Genomic DNA, 14,056 nt, shown 5'->3' on the forward strand with positions numbered 1-14,056 from the left:
CGGCTGCGCCGTGCAGCGCTGGCGCGCTGGTGTCCGTTTTGATGAAACAGACAACTCATGCCCGGCCTCCGTGCATGAGTTGTCTGTTTTCATAGTCCACGCGCAGGACGAGCGCGATCGCGATCAGGTTCATCAGAATCGCCGAGCCTCCGTAGCTCATGAAAGGCAAAGTCAGTCCCTTGGTGGGGAGGGCACCCAGGTTCACACCCATGTTGATGAAGGCCTGGAAGCCGATCCAGATGCCCACGCCCTGCGCCACCAAGCCGGCGAACACGCGGTCGAGGGCGATGGCTTGGCGGCCGATGTGCATGATGCGACGCGTCAACCAAAAGAAGAGCGCGGCCAGGGTCAGCACGCCGATCAGGCCGAACTCCTCGCCGATCACGGCCAGCAGGAAGTCGGTGTGCGCCTCGGGCAGCCAATGGAGTTTCTCCACGCTGCCGCCCAGGCCCACGCCGAAAATCTGACCACGGCCGAACGCGATCAAGGCGTGGGAGAGCTGGTAGCCCTTGCCCAGCGCGTGCTGCTCGCTCCAAGGATCGAGGTAGGCGAAGATGCGCTCGCGCCGCCATTCGCTGGCGGCGATCATCAGCACGAAGGCGACCAGCAGGATGCTGGCGATCAGGAAGGACATGCGGGCGTTGACACCGCCCAGGAAGAGGATGCCCATGGCGATGACGGCGATCACCATGAAGGCCCCCATGTCAGGCTCGGCCAGCAGCAGCACACCGATCAGCGCCACCGCCAGGCCCATGGGCGCGACGGCGCGGAAGAAATGCTCCTTCACCTCCATCTTGCGCACCATGTAGCCCGCCGCGTACAGCAGCACCGCGAGCTTGGCCGCCTCGGAAGGCTGGAAGTTCATGAACCCCAGCGAGAACCAGCGCCGCGCGCCATTGACCTCGCGTCCCACGCCTGGCACCAGCACCAGCGCGAGCAGCAGCAAGGAGCCCAGCAGCAGCCACGGCGCGAACAGTTCCCAGCGGTCCATGGGAACGCGGAACGCGATCACGGCGAGCACGATGCCCGCGCACAGCGCCACGGCATGGCGCAGCAAGAAGTAACCTTGTCCGTATTGTGCGAACCGCGGGTTGTCCGGCAAGGCGATGGTGGCGGAATACACCATGATCAGCCCCCAGGCCAGCAAGGCGACCAGCACGCCGAGCAGGGCTTGGTCGAACGCCATCAGCCGCGCGGGCAATCCGCCATCGCCCTGCCCATAAAGGTAGCTGCGCTGCGTGGAACCCATGTCGAGGGCGCCGCCGCCAAACGCTGCGGGACCAAAAGTGCTGTTGCCGAAGTTGCTGGCGCCAAAGTTGCTGGAGCCAAAACCCGTGCCGGCGCCATAGACACCGAGCTTGACGGGCAGCTCCATGGGCGGCTCGTTCTCCTCCTGCGAGGCGGGCACACCACGCCGGCCTTGCCAGCGACCGCGCAACCCTTGCCAGGCCAGGCGCGCACCACCGGACACCACGCGCCACACATGGCCCGCGGCCGTGCTCATCAGCCCTCCCAGGGACGCGGCCATCGCGCCCAGATGCGACATCGCCTTGGCCCCCAGGCGAGACGGCATGCCTTGACCCTCGGTGCGGAGGTTCACAACTCACCTCCCGCATCCTGGGCCAGCGCCCGCACCGCCTCGACGAAAACGCGCGCGCGGTGCTCGTAGTTGTCGAACATGTCGAAGCTCGCGCACGCGGGCGAGAGCAACACCGCATCGCCCCCGCGCGCCTGCGCGCTCGCCTGACGCACGGCATCGGCCATGTCCCTGGCGTCCAGCAGGGGCACGCCGCTGTCCTGCACGGCGGCGCGGATCTGGGGCGCGTCGCGACCGATCAGGATGGCCGCGCGCGCGTAGCGCCGCACCGGATCAGCGAGCGGAGAGAAGTCCTGCCCCTTGCCCTCGCCTCCCAAGATCACGACGATGCGTGGGCCCGAGGCTTGGCCCACCAGATCGGGCTCCTCCGCGGCGGGCCGCGTGTTCATGGCCTCCCCCAGGCCGACCAGCGCCGCCACGGTCGCGCCCACGTTCGTGCCCTTGCTGTCGTCCACGTACTCGACCTCGCGCACGATGGCCACGGGCGCCACGCGATGGGGTTCGCCCCGGTACTCGCGCAGCCCAAACAACAGCGGTCCCAGAGGGCAACCCGCGGCCTGGGCCAAGGCAAGCGCCGCCAGGGCATTGGTCGCGTTGTGGCGCCCCCGGATACGCAGGGCGTCGGCAGGCAGCAAGCGTTGGATGAACAGCTCGTCATCCTGCGCGTCGATCGGGTTCTTGCGGCGCTTTTGCGTTTCGTCCGCGTCCTGGGCTCGCACCAGCCAGGTCATGCCATTGACCTGCTCCAGGCCGTAGTCGCCCGGACGGCGCGGCATGCCCACGCCAAAGCTGACCGTGGCGCGCGCGCGCGCCTTGTTGGCGCGGGTCTTTTCGCCGACCGGCGCGGCGACCATGGCAAGCACGGACGGATCGTCCCGGTTGACCACGGCCACTGCCTGTTTGCCGTAGACGCGCGCCTTGGCTGCGGCATAGGCCGCCATGTCGGGATGCCAATCGAGGTGGTCTTGCGTGAGGTTGAGCACCACGGCGGCGGTCGGCTCGAAGCCTTGAACCTCGTCCAGCTGAAAGCTGGACAGCTCCAACACCCAGACCTCGGGCAAAGGCACGCCTTGCCGCGCCTGTGCGTCGAGCTTCTCGCTCAGCACATCCAGCAGGTTGGGGCCGATGTTGCCCGCGACGGCCACGGTCTTGCCCGCCTGCTCCACCAGCAAGGCGGTCAGCGCCGTGGTCGTCGTCTTGCCATTGGTGCCGGTGATGGCCAGCACCTTGGGCCGGTAGCCCGCGGACGGGTTCGCGCCGTCCCGCTGAGCTTGGAGGTCGCGCAGCGCATGCGCGAACACATCGAGTTCTCCACCGGTCCACAAGCCACGCGCGCGCGCGGCCTGCCACACCGGCGCCACCTGCGCGGGCGACAAGCCCGGGCTCTTGAAGACGGCGCGCACGTCACCCTGCTCCACGCCCTCGACCAGGGCCGCGCTGAATTCACCCGCGATGAAGTGGGCCTGCGGCAGCTCGGCGCGCAGGGTGGCCAGCTGCGGCGGCGCGGCACGCGTGTCGGCCACGCTCACGCGCGCGCCTTGGCGCGCGCACCAGCGCGCGAGGGCCAAGCCCGACGCACCCAGGCCCAGCACCAGCACGTGCGAACCTTGCAAGGCGGAGACCGGCGCGGCAGGGGTTTTCTCGCTGCCTTCGGCTGGATCGTCCTCGGCGCCCACAGCCCCCAGATCGTCCTCGGCGGACGATGCAAACAGCTCGCCCGTGCCCGGCGTGGCCTCAGCGGGTTCAGTCGTGGCGATGGAGGCCGAGGCACTTGGCGCGCCATCGGCCGCGGCCCCCTCGGCGAACAGCGCGGCCACGAAGGCGGCCGCCTCGCGTCCGGCGGTCAGCGTGTCCATGCCCGGCACGGTGTGCGTGCGTCCCCCAGGCGGTGCCGATGGCGCGCCTGCCAACGACGCTTGCGCGGGCGCCGGCATCGGGGTGGACGGGGATGGGGACTCTTCGGAGTTCATCAGGATCGTTTCAACGCAATTTCAGGGTGGCGAGGCCGGCCAGGCACAGCAGCATGGTGATGATCCAGAAGCGCACGACGACCTGCGTTTCCTTCCAGCCGTTCTTCTCGAAATGGTGGTGCAGCGGGGCCATCTTCAAGAGGCGGCGGCCCTCACCGTATTTGCGCTTGGTGTATTTGAAATAACTCACCTGCAACATCACCGACACCGCCTCGGCCACGAAGATGCCGCCCATGATGGCCAGCACGATCTCTTGCCGCACGATGACGGCGATGGTGCCCAAGGCACCGCCCAAGGCCAGCGCACCCACGTCGCCCATGAACACCTGAGCCGGGTGCGCGTTGAACCAGAGGAAGGCCAAGCCGGCGCCCGCCATCGCGGCGCAGAAGATCAGCAGCTCGCCCGACCCGGGGATGTAGGGGAAAAGCAGGTATTTGGAATAGAAGATGCTGCCGCTGACGTAGGCGAAGACACCCAACGCCGAACCCACCATCACCACCGGCATGATGGCCAGGCCATCCAATCCGTCCGTCAGGTTCACCGCGTTGCTCGCGCCCACGATCACCAGGTAGCTCAGCACGACAAAGCCGACCACGCCCAGCGGGTAGCTGACCTGCTTGAAGAAGGGCAGCAGCAGCCCGGCCTTGGGCGGCAAGGTCACCTCGCCGGCCCTGACCCAGGTCATCAGCAGCTCCCACACGCTTTGGCTGCTGTCGGCCGAAATCGCGAACACCAGGTAGAACGCCGCGACGATGCCGATCAGCGATTGCCAAAAATACTTCTCGCGCGAGCGCATGCCCTCCGGGTCCTTGCGCACGACCTTGCGCCAGTCGTCGACCCAGCCGATGGCGCCGAAGCCCAAGGTCACGAACAGCACTGCCCAGACGAAACGGTTGCCCAGGTCAAACCACAGCAAGGTGGAGACCGCGATGGCCAGCAGGATGAGCACGCCACCCATGGTGGGGGTGCCGCTCTTGACCAGGTGCGTCTGCATGGCGTATTCCCGCACGGGCTGACCGATCTTGAGCGCCGTCAGGCGACGGATCACGCGAGGCCCGGCGATCAAGCCGATGAACAGCGCCGTCACCGCCGCCAGAACGGCGCGCAGCGTGAGGTACTGGAAGACACGCAGAAAACCCAATTCAGGGTACAGCGTCTGGAGCCATTGGGTCAGGCTCAGCAGCATGTGGGGCCTCCTTGTTCAGGACGAAGCAGCATGTTGTATTTCCTTTTCCATGGCGGCGTAGGCCTGGATGGCCTGCACCACGCGTTCCATCTTCATGAAGCGAGAGCCCTTGACAAGCACGCTGTGCACCTGAGGCAGGCTGGCCAGCACGACGAGGTTCAAGGCATCGATGTCCTGACCATGGTGCATGCCGCCCGTGAAAGCCTGGGTGGTGGCCTCGCTCATCTCGCCCAGCGTGTGCAGCAGCTCGATGCCGCGCGCACGCGCATAGGTGCCGACCTCGGCATGAAAACGCGGCCCCTCCTGGCCGACCTCCCCCATGTCCCCCAGCACCAGCAGGCGAGGACCAGGCAGGCTGGCCAACACATCGATGGCGGCGCGCACTGAATCTGGATTCGCGTTGTAGGTGTCGTCGATCAAGGTCAGCTCCCGGCCCGCGACCGGCAGGCGCAGCGCCCGTGACCGGCCCGAGACGGGCTCGAAGGACTCCAGACCCCGCGCGATGGCATTCAGGGGCACGCCCGCCGCCAGGGCGCAGGCCGCCGCGGCCAAGGCGTTCTTCACGTTGTGCAGACCCGCCACGCGCAACGTGAAGCGCAAGGCACCCGCGGGCGTGCGTGCTTGCACTTCCCAGCGCCCGCCCTTGTCGTCGACCTGCCATTGCGGCGCCGCCAGCGCAGGGTCGGCGCAATGCAGATCGGCCGCCGCGTCGTTGACGGAGAACGTCAGGCGACTGCGCGCGCCAGCCAACTCATGCCAGATGCCGGTGTAGGCGTCATCGGACGGGAACACGGCGACGCCATCGGCCCCCAGGGCCGAGATCACCGCGCCGTTCTCGCGCGCCACCGCCTCGATGCTGTGCATGAATTCCTGGTGCTCGCGCTGCGCGTTGTTGACCAGCGCCACGGTGGGCCGAGTGATGGCCGCAAGTTCGGCGATCTCGCCCGGATGGTTCATGCCCAACTCAACCACGGCCAGCTCATGCCGGGGACGCAGGCGCAGCAGGGTGAGCGGCACGCCAATGTCGTTGTTGAAATTGCCCTCGGTGGCCAGCATGGTCTGCGGCTTGTGCGCGCGCAGGATGGCCGCCGTCATCTGCGTCACCGTGGTCTTGCCGTTGCTGCCCGTGACGGCGATCAGCGGCAGGCGATGTCCGCGCGCGATGTGCTGCCGCCAGCCCTGGGCCAATTGGCCCAGCGCGCGCCGGGTGTCGCTCACGACGATCCCAGGCAATTGCGCTTGGCGCAGGGCCGCGGCATCGCTGCACAGGGCCGCGACCGCACCCGCGGCGCGGGCCTGGGCCAGAAACGCGTTGCCATCGAAACGGTCGCCCCGCAAGGCCACGAACAGATCACCCTCGCGCAGGGTGCGTGAGTCCGTGTGAACACGCCGCACGCGGACTTCGTCCACGGCGGGGCCGCCCGCCTCGTCGGCCAGCAGCTGTGCATTGCCAAGCCAGGGCAGTATGTCGCGCAGGCCGAACATGGGTTCCGTGATGTCGTTCATGCTCTAGCTCCTTCGGGGCTCGACCGGCGCGCGGTCCACGCGTGCAGGGCCGCGCTGACCTGTTGGCGGTCCGAGAATGGCCGGCGCACGCCCGCTGTTTCTTGGTAGTCCTCATGCCCCTTACCCGCCACCAGCACCACGTCCGGTGCTTGCGCGGCGGCCAAGGCGCGGGCGATCGCCACGGCGCGGTCCGGTTCAACCCAAGCGTCGCAGCCAGGGGGCAATCCGCGTTGGATCTGTTCGATGATGGCTTGCGGCGGCTCGCTGCGCGGGTTGTCGCTGGTCAGGACCACGCGGTCCGCGTGCCGCGCGGCGGCCTCGCCCATCAGGGGCCGCTTGACCGGATCACGGTCGCCGCCGCAGCCGAAGACACACCACAAACGGCCGCCACGCTGCGCCGCCAGCGGACGCAGCGCCTGAAGAATCTGAGCCAAGGCGTCGGGGGTGTGGGCGTAGTCGACCACGGCCAGAGGGGTGTTGCCCCCCACGCTCGGCACTGCCGTGTCCTCGCTGCCCCCCGAGGGGATGTTCGCTTGCTTGGGGCGGCCCGGCGCGGCGCTCATGCCTCCACTGAAAAACTCCATGCGCCCCGGCACCGGATGCAGCTCGCCACAGGCCGCCACGGCATCCGCCAGCGCGAAACCGAGGCAGCGCAGCGTGGCGATCACCCCGAGAAGATTGCTCACGTTGTAGGCACCCAGCGTCCGCGCTTGCAGGCTCGTGGTCTGCGCACCTTCGCAAATTTCGAAGCGCAGGCCGTGGGCGGTCATGCGGATGTCGTTGGCGCGCAGGCGGGCGGCGCTGTCGGCGCGCAAGGAGCAAGTCCACAAATCCAGCCCCGCGCGCGCGGCCAGCGTCCTGGCCAGCTCCGCGCCTTGGGGATCGTCCACGTTGACCACGGCGGCGGGCAGTTGCGGCCACTCGAACAAGGCCGCCTTGGCCTGCCAGTAGGCGGCCATGCTGCCGTGGTAATCCAGATGGTCTTGCGTGAAGTTGGTGAACAGGGCCACGCGGATGTGGGTGCCGTCCAGGCGTCGCTCCACGATGCCGATGGAAGAAGCCTCCAAGGCGCAGGCGGAAAAGCCCTGGTCCGCTAAACGCCGAAGGCTTTGCTGCAAGAGCACGGGGTCGGGCGTGGTCAGTCCGGTGCCGACGATCTCCTCGGCCGTGGCCGTGACACGCCCTACGCCCAGCGTGCCAATCATGGCGCAGGGAGCGGTGGGACGCAGCGCCGACAGCGCCTGCGCCAGCCACCAGGCGGTGGACGTCTTGCCATTGGTGCCCGTGATGGCCAACACCTCAAGGGCTTGCGAGGGCTGGCCGTAATAGTTCGCCGCGATCGGGCCGCTGGCGGCCTTCAAACCTTCGGGGCCGGCGTAGGCCGCGATGCGCTCGGCACGCGCTGAGGCATCCAAGCCATAGGCATCGGCGAAAGCGGCCAGGCCAGGCGCATCGACCAGGCAGGCGGCCGCACCCTGGGCAAGCGCGGCGGGCACGAAGGCCCGGCCATCGCGCGCCGCGCCAGGCCAGGCGATGAAACCATCGCCCGCGCCAACGCGACGGCTGTCGGTGGACAGCTCGCCGCCGCTAGCACCCACGCGTTCGCGCAGCCACTGCGTCGCTTGCGCGGGCGTGTGCAATGCAAGCAGCGCGGCCGTCACAACGCGCCCCCTTTCACCGTCTTGCCTTGGCCGTCCGCGACGATCTGTGGCTTCACGTCCAAGTCGGGCTGCACGCCCATGAGGTGCAAGGTCTGCTGCACGGTGTCGCTGAACACGGGAGCAGCCACGTCGCCGCCATAGATGCGGCCCGCGCCGGGCTCGTCGATCATCACGGCCACGATGATGCGGGGCTGCTCCACGGGGGCGAGGCCGACGAAGACGCTGCGGTATTTCTTGTTGGAATAGGTGCCGTTGTCGTCCAGCTTGCGGGCCGTGCCGGTCTTGCCCCCGACCGAATACCCCTGGGCCTGAGCCCGGGTGGCCGTGCCGCCCGCGCTGGTCACCATGCGCAGCATCTGGCGCACCGCGCGCGCGTGCTCGGATTGAAGCAGGCGCACGCCGCGCGCCGACTGCGCTTCCTCGGCTTCCTCGCCCTGGGTTTTTTGCAAGGTGATGGGGATGATCTCGCCGTCGTGCGCGAACACGGTGTAAGCCTGCGCCAACTGCACCAAGCTGACGGAGAGGCCGTAGCCATAGCTCATGGTCACGTGCTCGATCGGCTTCCAGCTCTTCCAGGGGCGCAGCCGGCCACTGACCACGCCGGGGAAGGGCAACTGCGGCCGCTGGCCAAAACCAATCTGGCTGTAGAGCTCCCACAGGTCGCTGGCTGGCATCTGCAACGCCAGCTTGGCGATGCCGATGTTGCTGGACTTCTGCACGATCTCCGAGACGGTGAGCACAGGATAAGTGTGGGTGTCGCTGATGACGGCGCCGGCGAAGCGCATCTGACCATTGCTGCTGATGGCCATGCTGGTCGTCGGCGTGACGATGCCCCGCTCCAAGGCGAGGGCGGCGACGAAGGGCTTGACGGTGGAACCTGGCTCGAAGGCGTCGGTCAGGGCACTGTTGCGCAGGGCCGCGCTGCCGCGACGCGTCAGGCGATCGGGTGTGTAGCTGGGGTAGTTGGCCATGGCCAGCATCTCGCCGCTTTGCGCGTCGAGCACGACCACGCTGCCCGACTGCGCGCGCTGCTCTTGCACGGCCTGCCGCAGCCGCTCGTAGGCGAAGAACTGGATCTTGCTGTCGATGGACAGGCGCACGTCCCGACCTTCGACCGGCGGGACCTCGGTGCCGACGGCCTCGACCACGCGGCCCAATCGGTCCTTGATGACCCGCCGCGAACCGGGTTTGCCCGCCAGCGTGTCGTTGAAGGCGAGTTCAACGCCCTCAAGGCCATGGTCCTCGATGCTGGTGAAACCGACCAGGTGCGCCGCGGCCTCGCCCTCGGGGTACTGGCGTTTGTACTCCTTGGTCTGGTAGATGCCCTTGATGCCCAAGGCGGCCACTTGACGGGCTGTGGGCTCGTCCACCTGACGTTTGAGCCAGACGAAGGTCTTGTCCTCGGCCTGCAGCTTGCGCTTGACCTCGGCCAGCGGCATGTCGAGCAGGCGGGCGAGTTTCTGCCATTGCTGAGGCTGATCTTCCACATCCTCGGGGATGGCCCAGATGCTGGGCGCCAACACGCTGGTGGCCAGCATCTGGCCGTTGCGGTCGAGGATGCGGCCGCGCGTGGCGGGCAACTCCAGGGTGCGGGAGTACCGCACCTCGCCCTGCTTCTGGAAAAAGTTGTTCGAGAACACCTGGATGTAGGCGGCGCGCACGGCGAGCACGACGAAAGCCGCCCCCACCATGGCCACCACCAGCTTGCTGCGCCAGACCGGCGTGCGGCTGGTCAGCAGCGGACTGGTGCTGTAGCGGATCGTGCGCGGGCCGGCCATCAGCGCCGCTCCTTCGCCACGCCGGTGTCGCCATTGGCGAGGCCGCGCGGCAGGTTGACGCCGCCCAGTCGCCCTTGCACCTCGCGGCCTTGGGCCTCGCGCGCGGTCCCCGCTTCCACCGCCGCGACGGCGCCATTGCGGCCCAAGGTCACGTAGTCGGTGATGGCGGGCGTGGCCGTGCGCATCTGCAGGCGGTCTTGCGCCAGTTGCTCCACGCGCTGGGCCGTGGCCTGGCGCCGCTTCTCCAGTTCCAATTGCTCTCGTTCGGTCTCGATGCGGCGCGCGTCCAGCGTCGCGCGGTCCAAGGCGGCGAAGAGACGACGCGACTCGTACTGCACATGCACCAAGTACAAGGCACTGGCGAGGACGGTCAGAAAGAGCATGAAGTTGACGCGGGTCATGACAGTGCCCCCACGCTTGTCACTTCGTGTACTGCGCTGCCCCCACGCGCAGGACAGCCCTGCGCTTCGCCGGGGGTGGGGCCTCGCAACCCTTCGGACGGCCGGGCGGCGCTCATCATCGCCCCCACGCTCCCCGCTGCGCGTGGTTCGCTGCCCCCACGCGCAGGGATGCCCTGCGCTTCGCTGGGGGTCGGGCTTCGCAACCCTTCGGACGGCCGGGCGGCGCTCATCATGGCGCTCATGCCTCTTCCCTTTCCGCGTCCGTGCGAACGGCCACGCGCATGATGGCGCTGCGCGCGCGCGGGTTGGCCGCCACCTCCGCCTCGGAGGGGCGCACGCGCTCGACGGCGCGCAGGCGCGTCGGCGTCGGCGCGGCGAAGGGCGCGCGGCGGTCGTAGACCTCGCGCGCGTGCCGCGCGATGAACTGCTTGACGATGCGGTCTTCCAGCGAATGGAAACTGATCACGACCAAGCGTCCTCCGGTTTGCAAGACATCGAGACTCGCCTCTAACGCGGCTTGCAGTTCTTCAAGCTCGGCGTTGATGAAAATCCGAAAAGCCTGAAATGTGCGCGTCGCAGGGTTCTGGCCCGGTTCGCGGGTTTTGACCGCGCCAGCCACGAGCTGGGCCAGTTCTGCGGTGGTGGCAAGGGGGCGGCCCGCCTGCCGGCGTTCGACAATCGCCTTTGCAATCGGGCCAGCAAACCGTTCTTCGCCATAGTCACGAATCACCTCCGCGATCTCTCGAACCTCGGCCGACATCAGCCACTCGGCGACGCTGCGTCCGCGCGTCGGGTCCATGCGCATGTCCAGCGGCCCCTCGGCGCGGAAGGAAAAACCTCGCGCGGGGTCGTCGATCTGCGGTGAGCTGATGCCCAGGTCCATCAAGACGCCCTGGCAACTCTGCGTCGGCAGTTCGTTCAGATGGGCAAAGCCTTGGTGCCGGATCGAGAAACGCGCATCGGATTGCACGATCTTCTGGGCCTCGGCCACCGCCTGCGGGTCCTTGTCGAAGGCCGTCAGCCGTGCCTGCGGCGCAAGCCGGGACAGCAACAGGCGCGAGTGCCCCCCGCGCCCGAACGTGGCGTCGACGTAGTGCCCGTCCTCGGTCTTGAGCGAGTCCGGCAATTCCACGGGTCTGTTGAGCAAGGCATCGACCGCTTCGTTCAACAAGACCGTGGTGTGCGTCCATGTCTGTTCCACCGCCGGCCTTCAGAAGGAAAAGTCCTTGAACGCGTCGGGCATGCTGGCCTGCATGGCCTGAGCCTCCTCGGCCTCGTAACGCGCCTTGTCCCACAACTCAAAGTGGCGCCCCATGCCCAACAGCATCACGTCCTTGCTGATGCCGGCCGCCGCGCGCAACTCGGGCGAGATCAACACGCGGCCCGTGGCGTCGATGTCCACGTCCATGGCATTGCCCAGAAAGATGCGCTTCCACCACTGCGCGTCCATGGGCAGGGCGGCGATGCGTTCACGGAATTTTTCCCACTCGGGACGCGGGAACACCATGAGGCAGCCATGCGGGTGCTTGGTGATGGTGAGCTGCCCGGCGCCCAGGCCCGCCGCTTCGGAGACGAGCACGTCCCGATGCCGGGTCGGCACGGACAGCCGCCCCTTGGCATCCAGACTCAGCGACGAAGCCCCTTGAAACACGCGCAGCACCTCTTCTTTGCACCAGCACAGGAGGGTGGAAAGCGCACACGCACTTTCCACCACTTAATTGCACTTTTTTGCACTGTATCAGCAAAAATGGCAGGCGCAAGTTCAGTCGGTGATTTTTTTCAATGAAATCAAAGACTTAAACGCTTAATTGAAGGCAGATTTCAATGAAAAATCGATCTAAATGAAGGACTTAGATCGCAAAGTGCATGTTTCGCTTGAAGGAAGTGGGCGCCCACAAAAACAAACAAGGGCGTCCCTGGGACGCCCTTGGTGCGGATCCAGGCCTGCTTGGCCCCACGGATGTGCAAGGCATTCGCCGCCAGCAGCCCTCGCGCCCGCCCTCCTTCAAAGGATGTAGTGCGACAGGTCCTCGTCCTTGCTCAGCGCTGCCAGGCGCTGGTCGACGTAGGCCGCATCGATGCGCACCGTCTGGCCGCTGAGCTTGGCGGCGTCGAAGCTGACGTCGTCCAACAGCCGCTCCATCACGGTGGCCAAGCGACGCGCGCCGATGTTCTCGGTGCGCTCGTTCACCTCGTAGGCGATGTGGGCGAGCCGCGTGATGCCGTCCGGCGCGAATTCCAAAGTCACGCCCTCAGTGGCGAGCAAGGCCTGGTACTGCCGGGTGAGCGAGGCATGCGTCTGCGTGAGGATGGCTTCGAAATCCTCGACGGACAGCGAGGCTAGCTCCACGCGGATGGGCAGACGGCCCTGCAATTCGGGGATCAGGTCGCTGGGCTTGCTCAGATGGAACGCACCCGAAGCGATGAAGAGGATGTGGTCGGTCTTGATCACGCCGTACTTGGTGCTGACCGAGGTGCCCTCCACCAGCGGCAGCAAGTCGCGCTGCACGCCCTGGCGTGAGACTTCCGCCGTGCCCTGCCCTTCGCTGCGCGAGGTGACCTTGTCGATTTCGTCGATGAAGACGATGCCGTTTTGTTCCGCATTGCTCAGCGCCTGGACCCGTATTTCGTCCTCATTCACCAGCTTGGCGGCTTCCTCGTCGAGCAGCAATTTCATGGCCTCGACGATGCGCATCTTGCGCAGCTTGCGCTTGCCCGCGCCCATTTGTCCAAAGAGACCGCGCAATTGCTCGGTCATCTCCTCCATGCCCGCGGGCCCCATGATTTCGAGCTGGGGCTTGGGTTCGTTGACTTCAATCTCCACTTCACGCTCGTCGAGCTGCCCCTCGCGCAGTTTCTTGCGAAAGATCTGGCGCGTGCCGTTGTCAGCCATGCCCACGGAGCGCCCACGCTCGAGGTCTTCGGCCAAGCTCTCGCGCGACACGTCGCGCGGCGGCGGCAACAGGGCGTCCAGGATGCGCTCTTCAGCGGCGTCCTCGGCACGGGTGCGCACCTTCTTCATCGCGGCCTCGCGGGTCTGCTTGACGGCCACGTCCATCAGGTCGCGGATGATGCTGTCCACGTCCTTGCCGACGTAACCCACCTCGGTGAATTTCGTGGCCTCGACCTTGATGAACGGCGCGTCGGCCAAACGGGCCAGGCGACGCGCGATCTCGGTCTTGCCCACGCCGGTGGGACCGATCATCAGGATGTTCTTGGGGGTGATCTCCGGCCGCAGCGCGGCCTCGACCTGCTGTCGGCGCCAGCGGTTGCGCAAGGCAATGGCCACGGCGCGCTTGGCGTCCTTCTGGCCCACGATGTGGCGGTCCAGTTCGGAGACGATCTCCTGCGGGGTCATGCTGCTCATGTGGGCTCCCCCGCTTCCAGCACTTCGATCGTGTGGTTCATGTTGGTGTAGATGCAGATCTCCCCCGCGATCTCGAGCGACTGCTTGACGATTTCTTTCGCATCCAGCTGCGTGTGCTTGAGCAATGCGATCGCGGCGGACTGCGCGTAAGCGCCGCCCGAACCGATGGCGACCACGCCGTGCTCGGGCTCCAGCACGTCACCGTTGCCGCTGATGATGAGGGAACTCTCCAAGTCGGCGACGGCCAGCATGGCCTCCAAGCGACGCAACACGCGGTCGGTGCGCCAATCACGCGTCAGCTCAATGGCCGCGCGCTGCAAATGGCCCTGGTGCTTGTCGAGCTTGGCCTCGAAACGCTCGAACAGGGTGAAGGCATCGGCCGTGGCGCCCGCGAAACCCGCGAGCACCTTGCCATGGTGCAGCTTGCGCACCTTGCGCGCCGTGCCCTTGACGACGATGTGTCCCAGCGTGACTTGCCCGTCTCCGCCGATCGCGACCTGCATGCCGCGAGGAGTCTGCCGCCTCACGCTGACAATGGTGGTTCCATGAAATTGTTCCATGGGGATATTGTCCCGCATCGGATTGGGCTG

The 14,056-nt window shown here is 67.0% G+C and carries 10 protein-coding genes and 1 pseudogene; all 11 read right to left on the reverse strand.

The annotated features are described in order from the left end of the window. Positions 1-55: 55 nt before the first annotated feature. The 11 genes and pseudogenes from ftsW to hslV all read right to left on the reverse strand — a co-directional run bounded on the left by ftsW (position 56) and on the right by hslV (position 14,026). Positions 56-1,249: a putative lipid II flippase FtsW gene (ftsW, locus tag HGR_RS02795; RefSeq protein ID WP_138922373.1), complete on the reverse strand. Its 1,194-nt coding sequence runs from the start codon at positions 1,247-1,249 to the stop codon at positions 56-58. 347 nt (positions 1,250-1,596) lie between these two features. Beyond that, entirely contained in the window at positions 1,597-3,567 is a 1,971-nt protein-coding gene (gene murD, locus HGR_RS02800) for a UDP-N-acetylmuramoyl-L-alanine--D-glutamate ligase (protein WP_039852158.1), read from the reverse strand. A gap of 10 nt (positions 3,568-3,577) precedes the next feature. Further along, positions 3,578-4,753: a phospho-N-acetylmuramoyl-pentapeptide-transferase gene (gene mraY, locus HGR_RS02805; protein WP_006296559.1), complete on the reverse strand. Its 1,176-nt coding sequence runs from the start codon at positions 4,751-4,753 to the stop codon at positions 3,578-3,580. A 15-nt stretch (positions 4,754-4,768) separates the two neighbouring features. After that, positions 4,769-6,259: a UDP-N-acetylmuramoyl-tripeptide--D-alanyl-D-alanine ligase gene (locus HGR_RS02810; protein ID WP_006296560.1), complete on the reverse strand. Its 1,491-nt coding sequence runs from the start codon at positions 6,257-6,259 to the stop codon at positions 4,769-4,771. After that, positions 6,256-7,920, reverse strand: a complete 1,665-nt coding sequence (locus HGR_RS02815) for a Mur ligase family protein (protein ID WP_006296561.1) — start codon at positions 7,918-7,920, stop codon at positions 6,256-6,258. The genes HGR_RS02810 and HGR_RS02815 overlap by 4 nt, the downstream gene beginning before the upstream one ends. Beyond that, the gene (locus HGR_RS02820; RefSeq protein ID WP_006296562.1) at positions 7,917-9,698 is read right to left on the reverse strand and encodes a peptidoglycan D,D-transpeptidase FtsI family protein; all 1,782 of its coding nucleotides are present in this window, start codon (positions 9,696-9,698) and stop codon (positions 7,917-7,919) included. The genes HGR_RS02815 and HGR_RS02820 overlap by 4 nt, the downstream gene beginning before the upstream one ends. 113 nt (positions 9,699-9,811) lie before the next feature. Next, a pseudogene (gene ftsL / locus HGR_RS17735) lies at positions 9,812-10,099 on the reverse strand (cell division protein FtsL); the annotation flags it as partial. Positions 10,100-10,337: 238 nt separating this feature from the next. Further along, on the reverse strand, positions 10,338-11,300 hold the full coding sequence (gene rsmH / locus HGR_RS02830; protein WP_006296564.1) for a 16S rRNA (cytosine(1402)-N(4))-methyltransferase RsmH: 963 nt from the start codon (positions 11,298-11,300) through the stop codon (positions 10,338-10,340). A 9-nt stretch (positions 11,301-11,309) separates the two neighbouring features. Beyond that, a complete protein-coding gene (gene mraZ, locus HGR_RS02835; protein ID WP_006296565.1) occupies positions 11,310-11,750 on the reverse strand; it encodes a division/cell wall cluster transcriptional repressor MraZ in 441 nt (146 codons plus the stop codon). A gap of 354 nt (positions 11,751-12,104) precedes the next feature. After that, positions 12,105-13,466 carry an ATP-dependent protease ATPase subunit HslU gene (gene hslU / locus HGR_RS02840; RefSeq protein ID WP_006296566.1) on the reverse strand — a complete coding sequence of 454 codons (1,362 nt, stop codon included), beginning with the start codon at positions 13,464-13,466 and terminating at the stop codon, positions 12,105-12,107. Further along, complete coding sequence (gene hslV, locus HGR_RS02845) at positions 13,463-14,026, reverse strand: ATP-dependent protease subunit HslV (protein WP_039852173.1); 564 nt, start codon at positions 14,024-14,026, stop codon at positions 13,463-13,465. Before hslV ends, hslU begins: the two co-directional genes overlap by 4 nt. Positions 14,027-14,056: the final 30 nt, after the last annotated feature.

Origin of the sequence: Hylemonella gracilis ATCC 19624 (assembly GCF_000211835.1) — a bacterium.
GTDB classification, from domain to species: Bacteria; Pseudomonadota; Gammaproteobacteria; order Burkholderiales; family Burkholderiaceae_C; genus Hylemonella; species Hylemonella gracilis.